Raw genomic sequence first — 21,599 nt, 5'->3', positions numbered from 1 at the left:
GGGAATAGGGTGAAGTCGCTTGGAGCACTCCGCCGGGCGGCACGTCGAAGAGCGGCGCGCGACCCGGCGGTCTCCGATGAGGGAAGTGATCCCCTTGTCCGTCGCCTGGGACGACATCGGCGGGCTCGTCGATGCCCACGAACGGTTTCTGGCCGGTTCGCTCGTCGACTCCACGGTCCGGGACTCGGTGCTCGACTCCTGGAAACGATGCAGGTCGGCAGGGCTCGAGCCGCGCCAGCTGCTGGTCCCCTACGCGCCGGACCTGACGCTGGAGGACCAGTTCCTGCGCGCCGCCGACCCCGTCCTGACGGATCTGAGCACGTCGCTCACCGAGGTCGGCATGACCGTCGCGCTCTGCGACGCGCGAGGCCGCATGGTCCAGCGGCTCGGCGGTGACCGGCAGCTGCGAGACCGCTTGGACGAGGTGCGGTTCGCGCCCGGCTTCGACGCTTCCGAACGGGTCGTCGGCACGAACGGTGTCGGCACCGCGCTCGCCGAGCGAAGCCCCGTCTACGTCGTCGGCCGTGAGCACTTCGCCGACTGCCTCCAGCCCTTCGCCTGCGCCGGTGCGCCCGTCCGTGACCCCTTCAGCGGACGTATCGAGGCCGTCCTCGACCTGACCTGCCTGCGCGCCGACAGCGACCCGACCATGCTGCAACTGGTCCGCGAGGCCGCCTGCAGCATCGAGGCACGGTTGCTGGAGCAGTCCACACAGCGCGAACGGGCACTGCTCGCCGCGTACCGGCGAGCGGGTCCTGACGCGGGCGGGTGGCCGCGCCAGCCCCGACTCGCGACACCCGACCTGGGAGTCGGCCACGGCGACGGCGGCCTCGGCCGCATCGACCTGGCCGTACTGCGGGAGAAGGCCGAGGAGCTCCTCGCCTCGCCCCAGCGCACCCTCGACGAGGTCGTCCTGTCCGGCGGCCGCGTCGCCACCCTGTTGCGTCGCCCGGTCATGGGCGCGGAGGGCGAGACCGGCGTGGTCGTCGAGGCCCGGATCCTCGGCGGGCCACGGCTGCGCCAGGCCGGATCGACGTCGGCCGGGGCGACCCTGGCGGCGGCAGCGGCAGGGGCTGGGACGACGACCGCGGCCGGGGCGATCTCGGCGGAACCGGCAGAGGCCGGAAAAACTGTGGCCACGACAAGCTCGGCAGCGGCAGCGGCAGCGGCAGCAGCGACAGAGGCCGGGACGACTGCGGCTGCGGCCGGGACACTCCCGTCCGACAGTGTCACGGATGTGCCGTCCGGAGCCGCACCGGCGACCGTCCAAGCCCTCGCGACCGCACCGACCCCACCGGTGCCCACGACCCCGCCGACCACCGGCACACTCCTTTCCACCGCGCCCGCCAAGCCACCCGCACCGGCCCTGATTCCGCCCGTCACGGTGCGGTCCGTGACCATCCCGGCCGCACCGCCCCCCGCGCCCGACGCAGACACCGCGCACCCGCCGTCCCGGACCCGGTCCGGCGAGGACGGCAGCGGTCCCGACGACCGGCTGTTGCTCGTCGGCGAGCCGGGCGTGGGACGGCTCGCCGTGCTGGCCCGCAGGCGCCTGGAGTGGCTGCACGACGCCGGCGTCCGCATCGGCACCACCCTCGACGTCACCCGCACGGCCGAGGAACTGACCGAGGTCGCCGTCCCGAGGTTCGCCGACTTCGCGGCCGTGGATCTCCCGGACGCGGTGCTGCTCGGCGACGAGCCGGTCTCGCTCGGAGCCGGGACCGCGCTGCGCCGGATCGCGTTGGGCTCCGTCCACGAGGTGCCCTACCTGTACGGCGTCGGCGACCCCGTCCACTACGTTCCGACCACACCGCAGGCCCGCAGCCTGGAGACCAGGCGGTCCGTGCTCGAACCCGTGCTCGTCGAGGCAGAGGGCTGGCTCGCCCAGGACCCGGCACGGCTCGAACGCGTCCTCGCGGCCGGAATCCACTCCCTGATCACCGTGCCGCTGCGGGCACGCGGCGCGACCCTCGGCTTGGTCAGCTTCTACCGCTCCGACAAGCCCGCCCCCTTCGAGGAGGACGACCTGTCCCTGGCCCAGGAACTGGCCGGCCGCGCGGCGATCTGCATCGACAACGCCCGCCGCTACACCCGCGAACACAACACTGCCCTCGCCCTGCAGCGCAGCCTGCTGCCCCGGGGCCGGCCCGAGCAGAGCGCCGTCGACGTCGCCTACCGCTACCTGCCCGCGCAGGCCGGCGTGGGCGGCGACTGGTTCGACGTCATCCCGCTCTCCGGCGCCCGGGTCGCCCTCGTCGTCGGCGACGTCGTCGGCCACGGACTGCACGCCGCGGCCACCATGGGCCGGCTGCGGACCGCCGTACACAACTTCTGCTCCCTGGACCTGCCGCCCGACGACCTCCTCACGCACCTCGACGACCTGGTCGGACGCCTCGACCGGGGCGAGGGATGGGCGGTGGACAACAGCCAGGCCGACTGCGGGATCGTGGGAGCCACCTGTCTGTACGCCGTCTACGATCCGGTGTCCCGGCGCTGCACCCTCACCCGCGCCGGGCACCCCTTCCCCGCGGTCGTCGCGCCCGACGGCACGGTGGAGTTCGTGGATCTGCCCTCGGCACCGCCGCTCGGACTCGGCGGGATGCCCTTCGAGACCGTCGAACTGGGGCTGGCCGAAGGCAGCCAACTCGTCCTGTACACCGACGGCCTGATCGAGGACCGGCACCGGGACATCGACTCCGGCCTCGACCTTCTGCGAACCGTCCTCGCCCACGCCGACCGGGCGCCGGAGGACACCTGCGAGGCGGTCCTCGACGCCCTGCTGCCGGAGCGGCCCAGCGACGACGTGGCCCTTCTCGTGGCCCGCACGCACGCCCTGGGGCCCGACCAGGTCGCCCAGTGGGACCTGCCCAGCGATCCGGCGGTCGTCTCCTGCTCCCGCGCGGCGGTCACCGAGCAGCTGGCCGCCTGGGGCCTGGACGAGCTCACCTTCACCACCGAACTCGTCGCCAGCGAACTGGTCACCAACGCCATCCGCCACGCCACCGGCCCGGTCCAGCTCCGGCTGCTCCGCGACCGCGCGCTCATCTGCGAGGTCTCCGACGGCAGCAGTACCTCACCCCGGCTGCGCCGCGCCCGCACCGAGGACGAGGGCGGACGCGGCCTCTTCCTGGTCGCCCAGCTCACCGAACGCTGGGGGACCCGCTACACCCCGAACGCCAAAATCATCTGGACCGAGCAGCCCTTGCCACGCACCGCATGAGGTGTCGAGCGCGTTGCTGGCAGCCTGCACCCGGCCGTGCGCCGCGTGCCCGCCGTCGGCCGTGATCTCCGGCCGTCGACGTGCGACGACTCGTCGGACGGCAGACAGGCCATCCAGGGGCGACCTCGTCGACCGTGCCCGCGCGGCCATGCGGAGTCATCGCCCGGTGCGCCTGGACGAGGACCGGGTTCGCCGACGTCATGGCGCCCGATCGCCGTAGGAGACCTGGCGGAGGTGCGGACTCTCACCCGAGCCGCGCCTCCGCCTCCCGGTGCGCCTAAGCTGACCCGGATGTTCAGCCCCGAAGGCCCCAGTCTCCGCGAGCTCGCCGTCCAGGCGCTGTCGTCCGTCGAACGCGGTTACGACCTGCTCGCCCCGAAGTTCGACCACACCCCCTTCCGTACGCCCGATCCGGTGCTCGACGCCGTCGCCTCGGCTCTGCGGCGCATGGGCCCTTTCGACGCCGGGCTCGACCTGTGCTGCGGGACCGGCGCCGGCCTGCCCGTGCTGGCACAGGTGTGCCGGAAGACCGTCACCGGGGTCGACTTCAGCGCGGGCATGCTCGACGTCGCACGGGAGCGCACCAGGCCCGCCGGGGCGCACGTGTCGTGGGTGCGCGCGGACGCCCGGGCCCTGCCGTTCGGCCCCGCCTTCGATCTCGTCGTCAGCTTCGGGGCCTTCGGGCACTTCCTGCCGCGAGAACTGCCCGGACTGTTCGCCCAGGTCCACGGCGTCCTGCGCCCCGGCGGAAGCTTCGCCTTCCCGGTCCTCGCCCCGCCGCGCCCCGCGTCCCGCGCCTACTGGATGCTGCTGGGCTTCGACGCGGTGATGCGGGTGCGCAACGCCGTGTGGCGGCCGCCGTTCGTCATGTACTACCGGGCTTTCCGGCTCTCGGAGGTACGGCGGGAGCTGGAGCGCACCGGATTCGAGGTGGACCTGCACGCTCTGCCCGAGTTCGGGCACCGGCGGGACGGCAGCCCACGGGTCCGGATGGTGGTGGCCCGTCGGGTGCCGTAGCCGAGCGCCGGTGTCCGAGTCGTACGGCATGACGCCCCATCAGTGCGGGCTGCGCCGCCGGGCTGATCAGAGCTCCGTCGCCACGGACCTGTCGCCCAACGCCGCCCGACGGCCGCCTCGATGCCCAACTCGCGTCCGCCGTAGCGGACTTCGGCGGAAAAGGTGTCCCCAGCCTGGGTGGCAGGCCTGAACCCGCCCGAGCCGCGGGCGGCGCATACCTGGTGGCCGCTGTGCACGAGGCGTCGACGCCGTGCGCTACGGCGGCGGGCACGGCGTGGTGCCGCTGCCGGCGACCCTGACCGCGTCCTGTGCGAGGTCTCCGACGACGGGGCGCCCGGCTCGGCGTCCCCAGCGTGCTTCCGAGGACACCTGCCGCCCGAGCCGCGACGCCGCCGGCGGCCACGGGGTGTGGCTGCCAAGGCAGTTGCGCGGACCGACTCGGCGAGCGCCTCGACGACTCGGGTTCCGTGGTGCAGCTCTCCTGCTGTCCTCCTGGTAGCCGCTGGTACCCGCTGGTACCCGCTGGTACCCGCGCCGAGGCCGGTGAGGTCACAACGCCCGGTACAGGGCGTCGATCAGCGCCATCTTCCGTGGGTCGTCGGCGATGTGCGGCCCCATGCGGTTCATCACGTACCCCAGTGACACCCCTGCCTCCGGGTCGGCCAGTCCGCACGAGCCGCCGAAGCCGTCGTGTCCGAACGCCCGCGGGTTGGGGCCGTACGATCCGTTCGGCCCGCTGAGCCACAGGCCCAGCCCGATCTCCGTCTCGTTCTCGAAGCCGGCGCCCAGCACCAGGTCGCGGCAGCCGCCCTGCCCCTCGCGCACCCGCTCGACGGCCTCGGGGGAGAGGACGCGCTGACCGTCGTACGAGCCCCGGCCCGCGAAGACGCCGTAGAGCGCGGCGACGGCCCGGGCGGTGCCGTGGCCGTTCGCGGCGGGTATCTCGGCGGCCCGCCAAGCGGGCGTGTTGGCCTCGGCCGCGCCCACCGGGGGGTTGGCCAGTGCCGCGATCGCCGCAGGCGCCAACTGGGCGAACACCGCGGCCTGTTCACTGCCCGACATGGCCGGCGGATGTACCAGCTCGGCGGCCCGCCCGGCCTCCTTCTCCGGCAGACCCACGGTGAAGTCGATCCCGAGCGGACCGGTCACCTCCCGCTCCAGGAACGCCCCCGGCAGCAGCCCGGACACGCGTCGTACGACCTCCCCGACCAGGAAGCCGTACGTCAGCGCGTGATATCCGGACCGGGTGCCCGGCTCCCACCAGGGCTCCGTCGCGGCGAGCCGCTCCACGGTGAGCTCCCAGTCGCAGAGCTGGGCCAGGGTGTGTGGTTCGCGCAGCCCCGCCAGACCGGCCCGGTGCGACAGCAGGTGCCTTACCAGGACCTTCTCCTTGCCGGCCGCGGCGAACTCGGGCCAGTACAGGGCCACCGGCGCGTCGAAGTCCAGCAGTCCGCGGTCGGCGAGGATGTGCGCGCACAGGGCGACCGGGCCCTTTGTCGTCGACCACACGTTGACCAGCGTGTCGCGCTCCCACGGGCGGGTGCCCGCCGCGTCGGACCAGCCGCCCCACAGGTCCACCACGGTCTCGCCGTCGGCCACCACGGTGACCGCGGCGCCCAGCTCCCCGCGGTCCCGGAAGTTCTCCTCGAACGCCGTCCGTACCGCGCCGAAGCGCTCGTCGCAGTGGCCGTGGACCGCCGACTCGTTCTGGGACATGGACCCTCCGTCGTCCTCCGGAAGCCCGGGCCTCCGTGCTGCGACCCGGGCCCCAAGAACATACCGACTGGTCGGACTGGGCGGAAGATGTCGTATGCGAAAGCCTCGAGGCCTCAATGCCTTGAGGCCTCGAGGCATCAGAGGAAGAAGAGCGATCCTTCCGGCTCCCGGTGCCCCGGACTCGTGTGCCAGTAGTCGCGGGTCTCGACCGCCAGGCCGGATCCGTCGAACCGCACGAAGACACACCCGGCCAGCGTGGACGCCTCGCCGGCCTCCTCGGCGAACACCCGGAACTCGGCCACCGCCACCCCGTCCCGGCCGACGACCGGCGTCGAGAACCGGACGTCCGTCACCTGCTCCTGGGCGAACGACCGGCGCAGGTACTCCGCCAGTTCGGCCCGGCCGCGGTGCGGCTCGCGGAACGGCATGGAGCGGTGCACGCAGTCCTCGGCGTACAGCTCCAGCAGCCGGTCCACGTCGTGCCCGGCCCAGGCCCGCTCCCACACCCGCACGAACCGCTCCGCGGCCTCACCCGTCTCCACGCGTGACCCCTCAGGCGTACGACCGCAGCCAGCGCACCTTGGCCGCCTCGTGGTAGGGCCCGCCGCCCTCGTGGTCGTTGAAGTCGTACACCTCGATCGTCTTCTCGTCGTGCGCCCAGCCGTTGAAGGCGGCGAAGACGGTGGAGGGCGGGCAGGTCTGGTCCTCCAGAGCCGCCGAGAACAGGGCGGGGGCCCGGCCGCGGGACGCGAAGTGCACGCTGTCGAAGTAGGAGAGGGTGCGCAGGGCGTCCTCGGTGCGGCCCCGGTGCGTCTTGAGGTAGAGGCCGATCTCCCGGTACGGGTGGCGGTCCGTGATCGTCGCCGCGCGCGGGTAGTCGCACAGGAACGGCACGTCCGGCGCGACGGCCGCCAGGTCCGGGAGCAGACCGCCCACCGCGATCGTGATGCCGCCGCCCTGGCTGGCACCGATCACCGCCGTGCGGGCGGGATCGGCCAGGGGGTGCGAGCGGGCGGCCTCGACGGCACGCACCGCGTCCGTGAACACGCGGCGGTAGTAGTAGTTCTCCGGGGCGTCGATGCCCCGCGTCATGAAACCGGGGTACGCGGGCGCGCCGCCCACCGGGTCGGCGGTGCCGCCACCGCCGCCCCAGGCGCTGCCCTGACCGCGGGTGTCCATCACGAAGTGCGCTCGGCCGGTGGACGCCCACAGCAGATGCTCGTGCGGCAGACCGCGCCCGCCGCCGTACCCGACGAACTCCACCACCAGCGGGATCGGAGCGGAGACCTCGGCGGGAATCGTGAACCAGCCCTTCACCGGGTGACCGCCGAACCCGGAGAACGTCACGTCGTACACCTTGACCGTGGACAGACCCGTGTCGACGAGTTCGAAACGGGCGTCCAGATCGTGCTCGCGTGCCTCCTCGAGCGTCTTGGACCAGAACGCGTCGAAGTCCTCGGGCTCGGTCGACGCGCTGCGGTATTCGCGGAGCTCGTCGAGCGGAAGGTCGAACAGGGCCATCTGGGACCGCCTTTGCGGAGAGAGCGTGCGGATGATCACACCGTACGGGGATGGTCGGACGACTCGCCAGGTCTTTGTCTCGCTAGGTGCCTACGATGACGCCATGACGTCTGCCGTCGAAGTGCCGGTCGAGGCAGTGGAACTGCTGGTCAGGGACGCCGAGCTGCTCGTCGTCGACGAAGGGCGGGAGATCCCGGGCGGCTGGGTGGCCGTCATGGGTGGTCGGGTCACCGGCGCCGGATCCGCCGGGACCGAACCCGAGGTCCGTACGACCGTCTCCGCGGCCGGCCGCTTCCACGCCACCCGGGCTCGGCCCGCTGCCTGGGCCGCGCGGACGAACTGGGCCACCTGCGGCCCGGGGCGTGCGCCGACCTGGTCGTGTGGGACCTGCACGAGGTCGCGTTGGTCGGCGCGTTGGAGCGATCCGGTGGAGGCGTGGCTGCGCTGCGGGCCCGCTCGGGCGTGGACGAGGGTGGTCGCCGGGAAGGTGCTGGTCGACCGGGGTGAACCAATACTGCCGGTACTGGCGGACGCGCTGCGGACACATGGGGGGATCGCGCGGCGGATGCAGCGGATCCAGCTGCCGAGGCGCGGGCCGGTCAGGCCCTGCGGCGCGTCCACTGCGGCTCGGTGAGGGCCCAGTCCCGTTCCCACTCGCCCATCCGGTGACGGTTGGCCACCCCTCGGACGACGCAGTGGCCGAGGAGCACCACCGCGGCCGCACCGCCGGCCGCGCACACGCCGATGCTGAGCGTGTGCTGCCAGACCGTGCTCTCGTCCGGCGGCGGGAGCACGCTGCGGCCCTTGGTGTCGAACCACACGTCCACCACTTCTCCCCGCTGAGAACCCGCCGGGACCCGTGCCATGGCCGTCCGCGGGCCGACGCCCGGCTCCTTCCAGCGCACGGTCGCCCGGTTCGTGTGCTCGCGGCCGCCCTGCACCGAGGGGAGCGGGTCTGTGGTCCTGCCGATGATTTCGGCGCGGACACGATGGCGCTCGGCGCGTTGTTCCACGGCGGTCGCGCGTGCCTCGGAGTGGGCCCATGAGGCGGCGAACGCCCCGACCAGGGGAGCGCCCACACAGATCAGCACCACGACGGCCAGGACCGTCCACGCCTCTATGACGTCCGACCGGCGCCGCAGCGGACTGCGCCGCCAGCGCCAGCCGCGCACCCGGGTTCGCATGTCGACCTCCGCACCGCGCACGCCTGCGAGTGCCCCCAAGCATCTAGTACCCGTTTCACCGGCATCCTTCACCGGCGGCCCCGCATCGGGCCGCCGGACCGGGGTGCCCAGCAGAGTGGCGCCGAAACGCCAAGGCGCTGCGGGGGCGGGTGAACGGGCCACGAGGGCGCGAAAGGTCGCGTCCGTGACGCGCAGGGCTCTGCCCGTGACGCGGTCGGTCCCCGCCCGTCAGCCGAAGCGTTCGATCCGGATACGGTCCACCGGCTGCCCCGCCTCGACCAGCAGGCGCGAGGCGTGCTCGGCGAAGGCATTGGACCCGCACACATAGGCCTCCCACCCACCAGGAGGCTGCTCGGCCAGGAGCGGCGCCACATGTGCGGCCGCCATACGTCCCACCGGCACATCCTCCGGCGCGCTCCGCGTGAACACCCGCGTCGTCTCGGTGCCCAACTCCCGCGCGTAGATGAGCTCCTCGGGGCTACGCGCCGACACCAGCATCCGCAGCGGCACCGGCAGGCCCCGCGCCCGGTGGTGCCGCACCATCGACATCAGCGGTACGGCACCCGATCCGGCGCCGATCAGCAGTGCCGGCCGGTCGCCGGGCCAGGCGAAGAAGCCGCTCAGCGGGCCGCGAACCTGAACCTCGTCGCCGGGCCCGGCCACCGTGTGGAACCAGCCCGAGACCTCACCGCCCTCCACGTGGTCCAGGGTCAGTTCGATGTGCCCGGAGTCGTCGGGGGCGGACGCGATCGAGTAATGGCGCTGCGCCGCGTAGCCGTCCTCGGCGGTCAGCCGCAGCATCAGGTGCTGGCCGGGCAGATGCCCGGCCCAGTCGGGCACCGCGAAGCGGTAGGTGGAGGCGCGCGGGGTCTCGCGGCGGATCTCGGTGAGCGTGGCCGTCTGCCACACCGAGGCGGCCCGGTTGCTCACGGCGATCCGCCCGGGCACGGCGAACCGCGTCGCGGGAGTGAAGCCAGGGGGAGTGGAACCGGGGGAAATGAGGTCAGGGACAGTGGAGCCGGGGGAAGCGGACGTCTCAGTCACCGGAGTACCGCTGCTCCTCCCAGGGGTTGCCCCGCTCGTGGTAGCCGTTCCGCTCCCAGAACCCGGGCTCGTCGTGGTCGAGGATCCGCAGGCCCGCGATCCACTTGGCGCTCTTCCAGAAGTACAGGTGCGGCACCAGCAGCCGTGCCGGCCCGCCGTGCTCGGCGGCCAGTGGCTTCCCGTCGTACTCCCAGGCGATCCAGGCACGCCCGCCGGTCAGGTCGGCGAGCGGGAGGTTCGTGGTGTAGCCGGTGTGCGAGTAGGCGACGGCATGGGTCGCGGAGCCATATGGCCGCACCACATCCAGGAACACGTCCAGCGGCACCCCGCCGAACCGCACCCCGAACTTCGACCAGCTCGTGACGCAGTGGATGTCGCCCTCGTAGGCGGACGCGGGCAGCTCGTGCGCCTGCGCCCAGTCCCAGGTGCGGGGCGCCTCGACCAGCCCGTCGACACGGAACGTCCAGTCGGCGGGCGTCAGGTCGGGCGTGACCTCCGCGGACAGGACGGGCCAGTCGTCGCCGGCGTCGTACTGTCCGGGCGGCAGGCCCGGGTTGTGGACACGGGCGCGTCCGGTGAAGCCTCGGGTGACGTTCATATGGGTCCAGCGTGTCAGCGACGGCCATTCCTTACGCGCTCCACCGTACGCGCACGTCGGACATGCCCCGGTTCCGGGGCGGCCCCCGATCATGAAGGCCGCGTGAACTCTCCGGCGCCCCGGGAATAGCGGACCGCCGGTCCTCCTTGCCGACTGGTGTCACGACCCGTGGCCCGTACAACCGCCTGACCGGCGACCCGAAGGAGAGTGGGAGCAGTGCCCGACGCGTACGTCTTCACGCGGTACGGCGGTCCGGAGACCGAGGCCCTCGTCGAGGTGGACCGGCCCGTGCCCGGCCCCGACCTGCTCCTGATCGCGGTACGAGCCGCCGGGGTCAACCCCGTCGACTGGAAGGTGCGCACCGGGTACCGCCGGACCGGTGAGACCGGTGACCGCGAGTTCCCCGCCGTCCTCGGCAGCGAGGCCTCAGGGGTCGTCGAGGAGGTCGGCGAGGGCGTCGAGGGCTTCGCCGCCGGGGACGAGGTCTTCGGCAGCACGGTCGCCGGCGGCTACGCCGAGTACGCCCTGCTGCCTGCCGCGGTGGCCGCGCACAAGCCTGCCGAGCTGTCCTTCGCCGACGCCGCGACCCTGCCTGTCGCCGCCGCGACCGCGTACGACGGGATCCGCCAGCTCGACCTGCCGTCCGGCGCGACCGTGCTCGTCACCGGCGCGGGCGGCGGCGTCGGCGCTGCGGTCCTGCAGATCGCCCGCGCCTTCGGACTGGGCGCCGTCGGCGTCGCGAGCGAGGGCAAGAAGGACTTCGTCGAGTCGCTCGGCGCGGTGCACGTCCCGTCCGGGCCTGACTGGGCCGAGCGGGCACGGGCCGCCGCGCCCCAGGGCATCGACGGGGTCTACGACCTCGTGGGCGGCGACGTGCTGTCCGAGGCTGCCCCCCTGCTCACCGACCGGACGAAGCTGATCACCGCCGGTGCCCCGACCGAGGACGTGGAGCGGCTGGGCGGTGCCCGGGTGGCCCGAGCCCGCAACGCGGCGGTCCTGGAGGCGGTGGCGCACCTCGTGGTGAACGGCGACCTGAACCCGCACATCACCGAAACGTTCCCGCTCGACCGGGCCGGCGAGGCCCTGCGCACGGTCGAGGACGGCCACGCCCGCGGCAAGGTCGTGATCGAGGTCGCCCGATGACCACCGAAGCCGCACAGACCACGGACGGACCCCGGCCCACCCCGCAGTCCGGCGACCGCCCGAGGATCAGCGACGCCCCCCACGTCCTCGACAACCCCGCCCGCGCCGCACTGACCGGACCGCATGCCCGCTTCGCCGAGCGGCACGGCCGGATCCTGCGCTACCCCGTGGACGTCACACCGTGGCTGGCCCTCTCCGACGAGCCCGACGCCGACGACTGGACCGACCTCGCGGCCCTCGCCGGCCCCGGCGCCGAGGTGCCGCTGCTCGGGTTCCGCGGACGGGTCCCCGACGACTGGGAGATCACTTTCCGGATAGAGGGCGTCCAGTTCGTGGACGACGGTCTGAGCACCGCCCCGGAACCCGAGGCGGTCCGCCTCGGCCCCGACGACGTGCCCGAGATGCTCGACCTGGTCGCCCGCACTCGGCCCGGCCCCTTCCTGGCCCGCACCGTCGAGCTCGGCACCTACCTCGGCATACGGCGGGACGGGGCCCTCGTGGCCATGGCCGGCGAGCGGCTGCATCCGCCGGGCTGGACCGAGATCAGCGCGGTCTGCACGGACCCCGCCTTCCGCGGCGAAGGCCTGGCGACCCGGCTGATCCTCGCCGTCGCGCACGGCATCCGCGAACGCGGCGAGACCCCGTTCCTGCACACCGGGGCCGGCAACACCCATGCCATGCGGCTCTACGAGTCCTTGGGCTTCCGCCTGCGCCGTACCACCGCCTTCATGGCCGCCCGGGTCCCGGAACGGCTGCCGGAGGGACGTCCGGTCGTACCGATGTCGTAGGCGTAGGCGTGGTCGTGCTCGCAGGTTCAGGGAAGAGGGGGAGTGGTCAGTCCTCCCCGGAGCCGACCGCCGACCAGGCGTTGTACCGCACGAGATACCGGGCGAACCGCTCCAGGTCCTCCGCGGGCCAGTCCGCGAGCCGCTCCCGGAAGGCCGCGCGGCGGCTCTCGGTGACCTGGGCCAGGATGCGCCGACCCGCCCCCGTGAGGTCCAGGACCTGGACGCGGTGGTCCTCCGGGTCCTGGCGCCGCTCGACGAGCCCGGCACGCTCCAGGGCGGCCACCTGGCGGCTGACCGTCGACTTGTCGAGGGCGTAGTGCTCGGCCAGGTCGGTGGCGCGGCAGCCGCCGCTCTCCTCCAGGTGCCCGAGCAGGGTGTACGAGACCAGCGACAGCTCGGGATGCATCCGTCCGGCCGAGGCCCGGGCCCGGCGGGCGAAGGACGTCATCTCGCGCTGGATGGTCTCCACGGCCGCGTCGCCGACGGCCGCTGCGGGTGCTTTCACGGTTCCTCCCTCATGCCACTGGTTGCATAATACAACTCGTGATCGTTGGGGTAGTGTGTCCGCGCTGTGCCCGTCGTGAACGACCAAGGAGGTGAGACCCATTACCGCTGTGTCAGGTCGGGTGCTCTCTCCTCGAACCGGCGCGGGTCACCGCCGGTAGGCGGCCGCGAGAGCACCCTTCGGCTTCCGAAAGGCTCTCGGCTTCCATGCCTTCACTTCCCCCCTCGTCTCCTTCCTCTCCCTCTTCGCCTGCATCTCTCTCTTCGCCGCAGCCCTCCCCCTCGTCCCGTGACTCCGTCGTGGCCGCGCTCCGCGCCGCCGGCTGTGTCTTCGCCGAGGACGAGGCGAGGTTGATCCTCGCCGCCGCCCGTACCCCGGCCGAGCTGGTCGCCATGGTCGACAGCCGCGTCCTGGGCCGGCCCCTCGAACTCGTCCTGGGCTGGGCGGAGTTCCGGGGACTGCGGATCACCGTGGAACCCGGCGTCTTCGTGCCCCGCCGCCGTACCGAGTTCCTCGTCGAGCAGGCCCTCGCCCAGGTTCCCGAGGCGTCCGTCGTGGTGGACCTGTGCTGCGGTTCGGGTGCCGTCGGCGCCGCCCTCGCCACCGCGCTCGGCCAGGTCGAACTGCACGCCGCCGACATCGCACCCGCCGCGGTGCGCTGCGCCCGCCGCAACGTCGCCGCGGTCGGCGGTCACGTCCACGCGGGCGACCTCTTCGACGCCCTCCCCGCCGAACTGCGCGGCCGCGTCGACATCCTGGCGGCCAACGTGCCGTACGTCCCCACCGGCGAGGTCGCCCTCCTGCCCGCCGAGGCACGCGACCACGAGCCGCTGGTCGCTCTCGACGGCGGCGCGGACGGCCTGGACGTGCTGCGCCGGGTCTCGGCCGAGGCCTCCCGATGGCTCGCCCCCGGCGGCTGCCTGCTGGTCGAGACGAGCGAACGTCAGGCGCCGGCGGCCGTCGATGCCTTCCTTCGTGGCGGCCTGGAGACGCGCCTGGCCGTGTCCGGGGAGATGTACGCCAACGTGGTGGTCGGGACCCGGCCGTAGATAGAGGGCCGTAGCGCGCCCGTGGGGCGGTGGCGCCCCGCCGGGGGGTTGGCGAGCGGAGCCGTCGGCCCGCGACCCCGGCCGCGCCTGACACTCCCAGGTCAAGGGGCGGTCTGCACCCGCGCGATGAGCAGCGCCACGTCGTCGGAGTTGTCGGGCTGGTGCAGGGTGCGCAGCAGGAGGTCGCAGACCTCCTCCAGCGGGCGGTCGGGGCCGTCGAGCAGGGCCAGCAGGGCGTTCAGGCGCTCGTCGAGCGGGTGTTGCCGGGTCTCGACGAGGCCGTCCGTGTAGAGCACCAGCCGGTCGCCGGGTTCGAGGTCGACGGTCGTGGTGGAGAAGGCGACGCCGCCCACGCCCAGCGGTGCCCCGGTGGGCAGTTCGAGCAGCTCAGGCGGGCAGCCCGGACGCAGCCGGGCGGGCGGCAGGTGCCCGGCGTTGGCGATCCGGCACTGCCGCAGCTCCGGGTCGTGGACGACGTACACACAGGTCGCGATCGACTGGTCCGGGCCGTCGGTGATCCGGTCGAGGTGCTCGAGGAGCCGGGCCGGATCGAGGTCGAGGGAGGCCAGCGTGTTCGTCGCCGTGCGCAGTCGGCCCATGGTCGCCGCCGCGTTGAGGCCGCTGCCCATCACGTCGCCCACCACGAGCGCGGTCTTGCCGCCGTCCAGCGGGATCACGTCGAACCAGTCGCCCCCGACCTCGGCGGTGGCGCCCGCGGGCTGGTAGCGCGAGGCGACCTCGAGGCCGCCCGTCACGGCCGGATGGCTGGGCAGCAGGCTGCGCTGGAGGGTGAGGGCGGTGTCGCGGGCGTTCTGGTACCAGCGCGCGTTGTCGATCTGCACGGCCGCGCGGGACGCCAGTTCACGGGCGAGCAGCACGTCGTCCTCGGTGAACGGCAGCGGGTTGCGGGTGCGCTTGAGATCGAGGGCGCCGAGCACCTCGCCGCGCGCGATGAGCGGCACGGCCAGATAGGAGTGCACGCCCGCCCGGGCCAGCAGCTCGACCGCCTCGGGGGAGCGGGCGATGCGGGGCAGGTCCCCGGCCGCGACCTGCGCGACCAGGACCGGCTGTCCGGTGCGCACGCACTCGGTGACCAGGCGGTCGTAGGCGTACCGGGCCACCTGTCCGGGCGGGTCGGCGGCACGCAGGGCTTCCGGGGCGCGGTCCGCCTCGACGGCCAGTGCCCGCATGACGGCCGGTTCCGCCGGGCCGAGCGTGCTGGGCCTGCCCTGCACCACCGCTTCGAGGAGATCCACGGCCGCGATGTCGGCGAGGTCGGGCACGGCGACCTCGGCCAGCTCCCCGGCGGTGCGGTCCAGGTCCAGGGTGGTGCCGATCCGGGTGGTGGCGTCGGCGACGAGGGCCAGCCGTCGCCGCGCGGCCTCGGCCTCGACGGCCGCCCGGTGCTGCTCGGTGACGTCCGCGACCGAGCAGGCCACGCCCAGCACGGTCCCGACCGCGTCCTCCAGCCGGTAGAGCGAGACCGACCAGGCGTGCTCCTCGTCCGGATGGGCCGGCGTCCGGCCCACGCTCCGCCGGTCGAGCAGCGGCACTCCGGTCTCCAGCACCTGACGGGCCGCGGACTCGAGGGCCTCGGCGTCGACCTCCGGCAGGACCTCGCCGATGGCACGTCCGACGTGGTCCTCGGCCGGGATGCCGTTGAGCCGCTCCAGCGCCGGGTTGACGGAGACGTACCGCAGGTCGGTGTCGAGGACGGCCAGCCCGGTCGGGGCCTGCGCGACCATCCGCGTGGACAGCGCCACGTCCCGTTCCAGCCGCCGTACGGTCGACTGGTCGGCGGCCAGGCCCAGGGCGTAGACGTCGCCCCGGTCGTCGATCAGCCGCATGTTGCGGAACTCCACCAGCTTCGTACTGCCGTCCTTGTGCCGGACGGGGAACGCGCCGGCCCAGCTCTGACCGGTCTCCATGACGTCGGCGAACAGCTTGGCCACCAGGTCGACATGCTGCTCGTGGATCATCAGGTGCGCCGCGTAGTGCCCGAGCGCCTCCCGGGCCGGGTAGCCGAACAGCTCCTCGGCCTGCGGGCTCCACAGCACGATGCGCCCTTCGGTGTCCAGGACGATCGATGCCACCCCGAGCACGTCGAGGAGCCCGCTCGGCTGCACCGGACCACGCACCGGCCGGGCGGCGGGCTCGCCGGGCCGTACCTGCTGCTCGCCGCCCTCGGTCACCGGACTCTCCCGGCTGCTCTCATCGCACGCACCGCCTTCGGCCGCCCTCGCGGCACGCCGTTCCCCCGTATGACTCCCCTGTTCTACCGCGTCCAGCCGTCTCTGGGACGTCTCCGGAGGCTTCTTCCACCATCCCTCAACACGGCGGTGGCCGTCCGGCGAAGCCGGAGCGCGGCATCGTGACCATGCCGACGCCCTCCGTTCTCCCTTTGGTCTGTACATGACTATGCGGACGGGCCACACTGTCCGCCGAGTACGCCCACCCCCCGAGGAGCCCTTTCATGCCCCTGCGTGCCCGGCAACGTTGTCACACGGTCCTGACGGCCGCCGTCGCCCTCACCGCCGCCACTGTGCTGTCGGCCGCCCCGCCCGCCCTTGCCGCCGACACCTGGACCGAGGCGGGCTCCGACCGGGCCGACCCGCTGACCGAGAGCCAGGGACTCACCTCCGTCGAGGTCCCGGCCGGGGCGGCCAACCGCTACACGGGTATCGGCACCATCCCCGTCGGCCTGAGCGGCCGCGGCTGGAACCACGTGGGCGACCCCGACGCCTCCTACGACGGCCACTACGTCGAGCCCTACCAGCGGGACTCCGGCACCACGAAGATGTTCCGCGTGCAGTCGCCGGGCGGGACCTGGTCGGAGTACGTCCACACGCTGAGCTCCGGGGAGGCGCTGAACAACTCCTGGGTCGCCGTGTCGCCCGGCGGCCAGTGGATGCTGGCGGGGGAGTACGGCACCATGAGCCGGCTGCTGGTCTTCCCCACTCCGGGCGTCAACCCGGGCACCTCGCCCTCGGCGAACCTCCCGCAGGCCGCCACCGTGCGCCTCGACCACGCCGTACGCGACGTACAGGGCTGCGACTTCGTCGGCGCGACCCAGCTGCTGTGCTCCTCCGACGATCCCGCGGGCACGCTCTTCGGCATCACCAAGCCGCTGCTCCAGATCGACCTGTCGGCCGAACCGAACGGCACGTCCGACGTCACCGGTCACGTCACCGCCCTGCGTCAACTGCCCCTGCGCAGTTCCTGCTCGGGCACCTTCGAGGCGGAGGGCATCGACTACGACCGCCGTACCGGCACCCTGCGCGTGGTCGTCGTGTCGCCGGGGTTCTGCGTCCTGACCGACAGCAGGACGTACCGCTTCACGCGGGGCTGACCGCCCCGGCCGAGGATGTGGGGCGGCGCCGGTAGTGCTCTGCTCGCGGTGGTGCTTATCTGGGGGTGGGGTGCGGTATCGCAGGGTTTGCCCCGCGGTACCGCGGCGCGGCCACGAGAGGAGCGACCACGATGGACAGTGAGCGACCGCACCCGGAATCCGTCTCCGTGGAACTGAGCGGCAGCAAGGAAGACGCCCGGATCGTGTTCGACACCCTCTGTGCGTGCTTCGGGTCCGACCGCCGCGCGGACGACGTACCCCGGGACTACCACGAGGTACGTCCGACCGTGTGGCTCGGCACCTTCGACGTGGCCGACGAGCACGAGGGCTGCCCGCCGGCCAGTCTCGGCGCGTCCGTCACCGCCGACGTGCAGGGCGGCTACTGGGCCGTCGACCGGTTCCGTACGACCCTCCACTCCCACTTCACCGTGCACGACCTCGCCACGGTCTCCGGCGACCAGGAGAGGGAACTGCACGTACGGCTGGAGAGCCACTAGACCGGGGCACGGATCGGCCCTGCCGACGCCGGCGCGACGTCCGGCCGGGCCATGTCGGCGTGCGGCACGGAGAGCCGATCGTAGGAGTACCACGGCCACCTTGAGAGCCCCTGCGGGCCGACGGTCCGGCCTAGGGTCGAGGGCAGGGACAGCGACAACCGGCTCGGCCGGTTCCCGCCTGCCCGCCGAGCCCTCGGCCGGGGCATTGCCTCGGACGAGCGAGCGCCAGGCGCTCCTGGTGCCGGGCAGTCTCGTCGCGGACGAGGCGCACGGAGGCGGCTGCCGCTGATCACCGAATCCCCCGAACCGTCTGACAAGGAATTCTCCCCGTGAACGACGACACTCCGGTCTGGTTCATCACCGGCTGCTCCACCGGCCTCGGCCACGCCCTCGCCACCACCGCCCTGGAACGCGGTCACCGCGTCGCGGCCACCGCCCGCGACCCACGCACCCTCGCCCGACTGGCCGCCGGCCACGGCGACCGCGCCCTCACCCTGGCCCTGGACGTCACGCGACCCGACCAGGTCACCGAGGCCGTCGAGCGGACGGAAGCGGAGTTCGGGCGGATCGACGTCCTCGTGAACAACGCCGGATACGGCTATCTCGCCGCCGTCGAGGAGGGCGAGGACGAGGAGATCCGCGCCCTGTTCGACACCAACGTCTTCGGTCTCGTCGAGACCACCCGGGCCGTGCTGCCGGGCATGCGGGTCCGCCGCGCCGGCCACATCGTGAACGTCTCCTCGCTCGGCGGCCTCGCCGCCTTCGGCGCCACCGGCTACTACCACGCCACCAAGTTCGCGGTGGAGGGCCTGTCCGAGTCCCTCGCGGCCGAGGTCGCCGCGCTGGGCATCAGGGTGACGATCGTCGAGCCCGCCGCGTTCCGCACCAACTGGTCCGGCCCCTCGATGCGCCAGTCCGCGACCGTGATCGACGACTACGCGGACACCGCGGGCGCCCGACGCGCCGGCACCCTCGCCACCTACGGTCGGCAGCCGGGGGACCCGCTGCGCGCCGCCGCCGCCGTGGTCGACGCCGTCGAGTCGGCCGAGCCCCCGCTTCGTCTGTTACTGGGGAAGGCCGCGTACGACATCGCGACCGCGCGGCTCGACACCCTCAGGGACTCCTTCGACACCTGGCGGGACGTCACCCTCGGCGCGGACTTCCCCGCCGCCTGACGTGGTCGGCATCACTCCTCTCCGATTGTGCAACTAGTTGCATAAAGCGGGTCCGGTCCTCTAGAACAGGAGGGCACGACACCGCCGCGCACGGAGGGCCCGATGAGCCGTTACCCGCACCTGTTGTCCCCGCTCGACCTGGGCTTCACCACACTGCCCAACCGCGTCCTCATGGGCTCGATGCACGTCGGCCTGGAGGAGGCCGAGCGGGGCTTCGAGCGGATGGCGGAGTTCTACGCCGCGCGGGCGCGCGGGGGAGTGGGGCTGATCGTCACCGGCGGCATCGCGCCCAACGACGAGGGACGGCCGGGCGAGGGCGGCGCGAAGCTCACCACCGACGCCGAGGCCGAGCAGCACGCGCTCATCACCGAGGCCGTGCACCGCGAGGGCGGCCGCATCGCGATGCAGATCCTGCACTTCGGCCGGTACGCCTACCACCAGGACCTCGTCGCCCCGAGCCCTCTCCAGGCGCCGATCAGCCCGCTCGTGCCGCGCGAACTCACCGAAGCCGACGTCGAGCGGACCATCGACGACTACGCCCGCACCGCCCGCCTGGCCCGCCAGGCCGGGTACGACGGCGTCGAGATCATGGGCTCCGAGGGCTACCTGATCAACGAGTTCATCGCCGCGCAGACCAACCACCGCACCGACCGCTGGGGCGGCTCGTACGAGAACCGCATGCGCTTCCCCGTCGAGATCGTCCGGCGGGTGCGCGAGGCCGTCGGTGAAGACTTCATCATCATCTACCGGCTGTCCATGCTGGACCTGGTCCCGGGCGGCTCGACGCTCGACGAGGTGATCACCCTCGCCAAGGCCGTCGAAACCGCCGGCGCCACCATCATCAACACCGGCATCGGCTGGCACGAAGCCCGCATCCCCACCATCGCCACCTCGGTGCCACGCGGCGCCTACACGTGGGTGACCAAGCGGCTGATGGGCGAGGTGTCCGTCCCGCTCGTGACCACCAACCGCATCAACACCCCCGAGGTCGCCGAGGAACTGCTCGCCGGCGGGTGCGCCGACATGGTGTCCATGGCCCGCCCGATGCTCGCCGACCCCGACTTCGTCGCCAAGGCGGCGGCCGGCCGCCCCGAGGCGATCAACACCTGCATCGGCTGCAACCAGGCCTGCCTCGACCACACCTTCAGCGGCCGGATCACCTCCTGCCTGGTCAACCCGCGCGCCTGCCACGAGACCGAGCTGGTCCTCTCCCCGACCCGACTGCGCAGGCGGGTGGCCGTCGTGGGTGCGGGACCTGCCGGTCTCGCCTGTGCCGTCAGCGCGGCCGAACGCGGCCACGAGGTGACCCTCTTCGACGCCGCCGGCGAGATCGGCGGCCAGCTCAACGTCGCCCGCAGGGTTCCCGGCAAGCAGGAGTTCGACGAGACCCTGCGCTACTTCCGCCACCAGCTCGACGCCCACGGTGTCGACGTACGGCTCAACACGTGGGTGGCCGCCGACGACCTCGCCGACCACGACGAGGTCGTGGTCGCCACCGGCGTCAGCCCGCGCACCCCCGACATCCCCGGCGTCGACCACCCGAGCGTCGTCGGCTACCTCGACGTCCTGCGCGACGGCGCCCCGGTCGGTGACCGCGTCGCGATCCTCGGCGCGGGCGGCATCGGCTTCGACGTCGCCGAGTTCCTCACCGACGGCGGTGACAAGGCGAGCGAGGACCCGGCGACGTACTTCCGCCAGTGGGGCGTGGACATGGACTACGCGGCACCCGGCGGACTCACCGCCCCCGAGCGCCCCGCCCCGCCGCGCACCGTCCACCTCCTCCAGCGCAAGGCCACCAAGGTCGGCGCCGGCCTCGGCAAGACCACCGGCTGGATCCACCGCACCGAACTCAAGCACCGCGGCGTCACGATGGTCCCGGGTGTGCGCTACGACCGTATCGACGACGCCGGCCTGCACGTCACCGTCGGTGACGTGAGCACGGTGCTGGAGGTCGACACCGTCGTGCTGTGCACGGGGCAGGACCCGCGCCGCGACCTGTACGAGGCACTGCTCGCCGCGGGCCGCAGCGTCCACCTCATCGGCGGTGCCGACCTGGCCGCCGAACTGGACGCCAAGCGCGCCATCAAGCAGGGCACCGAGCTGGCGGCGACGCTGTAGTGCCGTCCGACGGCCTCCCTAGGATGACCCCATGTCACTCCCGCACGCGATCCTCATCGCCCTGCTCGAAAGGCCGTCGTCGGGCCTCGATCTGACCCGCCGTTTCGACAGGTCGATCGGCTACTTCTGGTCGGCGACGCATCAGCAGATCTATCGCGAGCTGGGGAAACTGGAGGCCGAGGGCTACATCAGAGCGCTGCCCGCCGAGCAGCCGGCGCGCGGCCAGAAGAAGAGCTACGAGGTCCTGCCCGCCGGCCGCGCCGAACTGGGCCGGTGGACGGCCGCGGCGCAGGACCCCAAGCCGCACCGCGACGCACTGCTGCTGCGCCTGCGCGCCGCGGCCGTCGTCGGCACCGCGGGTCTGGAGTCCGACCTGCGCCGCCATCTCGACCTGCACCGGCTGCAGTTGGCCGAGTACGAACAGATCGAGAAACGCGACTTCCCGCCCGGCAACGACAGCGCGCAGGCCAGGCTCCAGCACCTGGTCCTGCGCGCGGGCATCGAACTGGAGACGTTCTGGACGCAGTGGCTCACCGAGGCCCTGGCGGAACTGCCCGCTCTCGAAGAGGGGCTCGGCTAGTACTCCAGCAGCGTTTCGCTATCTGGCCTGGTCAGAGGCATCGTCGGGAGTGTAGTGGGCTGGTGGCATGTCAGGGGCGGTCTTGCCGGACCGCC

19 protein-coding genes are annotated in these 21,599 nt (G+C 72.8%); 11 read left to right on the top strand and 8 right to left on the bottom strand.

The genetic code is table 11. From position 1 onward, the window contains the following. Window positions 1-76: 76 nt before the first annotated feature. A complete protein-coding gene (locus ACFWWR_RS19585) occupies window positions 77-3,220 on the top strand; it encodes a SpoIIE family protein phosphatase (protein WP_384304418.1) in 3,144 nt (1,047 codons plus the stop codon). Between the two features lie 291 nt (window positions 3,221-3,511). Next, window positions 3,512-4,237 (top strand): class I SAM-dependent methyltransferase, encoded by a 726-nt coding sequence (locus ACFWWR_RS19580; protein WP_383863455.1) that lies wholly within the window; start codon window positions 3,512-3,514, stop codon window positions 4,235-4,237. A gap of 549 nt (window positions 4,238-4,786) precedes the next feature. On the opposite strand, the gene ACFWWR_RS19575 is transcribed toward ACFWWR_RS19580, so the two are convergent. The 3 genes from ACFWWR_RS19575 to ACFWWR_RS19565 form a co-directional block, all read right to left on the bottom strand. Beyond that, a complete protein-coding gene (locus ACFWWR_RS19575) occupies window positions 4,787-5,953 on the bottom strand; it encodes a serine hydrolase domain-containing protein (RefSeq protein WP_383863453.1) in 1,167 nt (388 codons plus the stop codon). Between the two features lie 137 nt (window positions 5,954-6,090). Beyond that, window positions 6,091-6,495: a nuclear transport factor 2 family protein gene (locus ACFWWR_RS19570; RefSeq protein ID WP_384304415.1), complete on the bottom strand. Its 405-nt coding sequence runs from the start codon at window positions 6,493-6,495 to the stop codon at window positions 6,091-6,093. Window positions 6,496-6,505: 10 nt separating this feature from the next. After that, window positions 6,506-7,474 (bottom strand): acetylxylan esterase, encoded by a 969-nt coding sequence (locus ACFWWR_RS19565; RefSeq protein WP_383863447.1) that lies wholly within the window; start codon window positions 7,472-7,474, stop codon window positions 6,506-6,508. Window positions 7,475-7,577: 103 nt separating this feature from the next. Between ACFWWR_RS19565 and ACFWWR_RS19560 the strand changes: the two genes are divergently transcribed. After that, on the top strand, window positions 7,578-8,108 hold the full coding sequence (locus tag ACFWWR_RS19560) for a hypothetical protein (RefSeq protein ID WP_383863444.1): 531 nt from the start codon (window positions 7,578-7,580) through the stop codon (window positions 8,106-8,108). On the opposite strand, the gene ACFWWR_RS19555 is transcribed toward ACFWWR_RS19560, so the two are convergent. From ACFWWR_RS19555 to ACFWWR_RS19545, 3 genes are all read right to left on the bottom strand, one after another. Then, window positions 8,074-8,658 (bottom strand): hypothetical protein, encoded by a 585-nt coding sequence (locus tag ACFWWR_RS19555; RefSeq protein WP_383863441.1) that lies wholly within the window; start codon window positions 8,656-8,658, stop codon window positions 8,074-8,076. The two genes, ACFWWR_RS19560 and ACFWWR_RS19555, sit on opposite strands and share 35 nt — an antisense overlap. A 228-nt stretch (window positions 8,659-8,886) precedes the next feature. Then, entirely contained in the window at window positions 8,887-9,657 is a 771-nt protein-coding gene (locus ACFWWR_RS19550) for a ferredoxin reductase (RefSeq protein ID WP_384304565.1), read from the bottom strand. A gap of 37 nt (window positions 9,658-9,694) precedes the next feature. Beyond that, a complete protein-coding gene (locus ACFWWR_RS19545; RefSeq protein WP_383863438.1) occupies window positions 9,695-10,300 on the bottom strand; it encodes a sulfite oxidase-like oxidoreductase in 606 nt (201 codons plus the stop codon). 216 nt (window positions 10,301-10,516) lie between these two features. Between ACFWWR_RS19545 and ACFWWR_RS19540 the strand changes: the two genes are divergently transcribed. Both ACFWWR_RS19540 and ACFWWR_RS19535 read left to right on the top strand, forming a co-directional pair. After that, complete coding sequence (locus ACFWWR_RS19540) at window positions 10,517-11,443, top strand: NADP-dependent oxidoreductase (RefSeq protein ID WP_384304413.1); 927 nt, start codon at window positions 10,517-10,519, stop codon at window positions 11,441-11,443. Further along, window positions 11,440-12,231 carry a GNAT family N-acetyltransferase gene (locus tag ACFWWR_RS19535; protein ID WP_383863432.1) on the top strand — a complete coding sequence of 264 codons (792 nt, stop codon included), beginning with the start codon at window positions 11,440-11,442 and terminating at the stop codon, window positions 12,229-12,231. The genes ACFWWR_RS19540 and ACFWWR_RS19535 overlap by 4 nt, the downstream gene beginning before the upstream one ends. Before the next feature lie 46 nt (window positions 12,232-12,277). On the opposite strand, the gene ACFWWR_RS19530 is transcribed toward ACFWWR_RS19535, so the two are convergent. Beyond that, window positions 12,278-12,679, bottom strand: coding sequence for a MarR family winged helix-turn-helix transcriptional regulator (locus tag ACFWWR_RS19530; RefSeq protein ID WP_383863638.1), 402 nt, complete (start codon window positions 12,677-12,679; stop codon window positions 12,278-12,280). Window positions 12,680-12,942: 263 nt separating this feature from the next. Here ACFWWR_RS19530 and ACFWWR_RS19525 point away from each other — a divergent pair, with 263 nt between their 5' ends. Further along, window positions 12,943-13,785 (top strand): putative protein N(5)-glutamine methyltransferase, encoded by an 843-nt coding sequence (locus ACFWWR_RS19525; protein ID WP_383863430.1) that lies wholly within the window; start codon window positions 12,943-12,945, stop codon window positions 13,783-13,785. Between the two features lie 101 nt (window positions 13,786-13,886). Here the strand turns inward: ACFWWR_RS19525 and ACFWWR_RS19520 are convergent, their stop codons facing one another. Beyond that, window positions 13,887-15,977 (bottom strand): SpoIIE family protein phosphatase, encoded by a 2,091-nt coding sequence (locus tag ACFWWR_RS19520; protein WP_383863427.1) that lies wholly within the window; start codon window positions 15,975-15,977, stop codon window positions 13,887-13,889. 281 nt (window positions 15,978-16,258) lie between these two features. Here ACFWWR_RS19520 and ACFWWR_RS19515 point away from each other — a divergent pair, with 281 nt between their 5' ends. The 5 genes from ACFWWR_RS19515 (at window position 16,259) to ACFWWR_RS19495 (ending at window position 21,504) form a co-directional block, all read left to right on the top strand. Beyond that, window positions 16,259-17,134 carry a hypothetical protein gene (locus ACFWWR_RS19515; RefSeq protein ID WP_383863424.1) on the top strand — a complete coding sequence of 292 codons (876 nt, stop codon included), beginning with the start codon at window positions 16,259-16,261 and terminating at the stop codon, window positions 17,132-17,134. A gap of 131 nt (window positions 17,135-17,265) precedes the next feature. After that, window positions 17,266-17,631: a hypothetical protein gene (locus tag ACFWWR_RS19510; protein ID WP_383863422.1), complete on the top strand. Its 366-nt coding sequence runs from the start codon at window positions 17,266-17,268 to the stop codon at window positions 17,629-17,631. Window positions 17,632-17,960: 329 nt separating this feature from the next. Next, the gene (locus ACFWWR_RS19505) at window positions 17,961-18,806 is read left to right on the top strand and encodes an oxidoreductase (protein WP_384304411.1); all 846 of its coding nucleotides are present in this window, start codon (window positions 17,961-17,963) and stop codon (window positions 18,804-18,806) included. A gap of 102 nt (window positions 18,807-18,908) precedes the next feature. After that, window positions 18,909-20,924 carry an FAD-dependent oxidoreductase gene (locus ACFWWR_RS19500; protein WP_383863416.1) on the top strand — a complete coding sequence of 672 codons (2,016 nt, stop codon included), beginning with the start codon at window positions 18,909-18,911 and terminating at the stop codon, window positions 20,922-20,924. Between the two features lie 31 nt (window positions 20,925-20,955). Then, a complete protein-coding gene (locus tag ACFWWR_RS19495) occupies window positions 20,956-21,504 on the top strand; it encodes a PadR family transcriptional regulator (protein ID WP_383863413.1) in 549 nt (182 codons plus the stop codon). Window positions 21,505-21,599 lie beyond the last annotated feature (95 nt).

Origin of the sequence: Streptomyces sp. NPDC058678 (genome assembly GCF_042714835.1) — a bacterium.
Classification (GTDB): Bacteria; Actinomycetota; Actinomycetes; order Streptomycetales; family Streptomycetaceae; genus Streptomyces.
The sequence above is the reverse complement of the archived record's forward strand: the minus strand, read 5'-3'. Positions and strand labels throughout refer to the sequence as shown.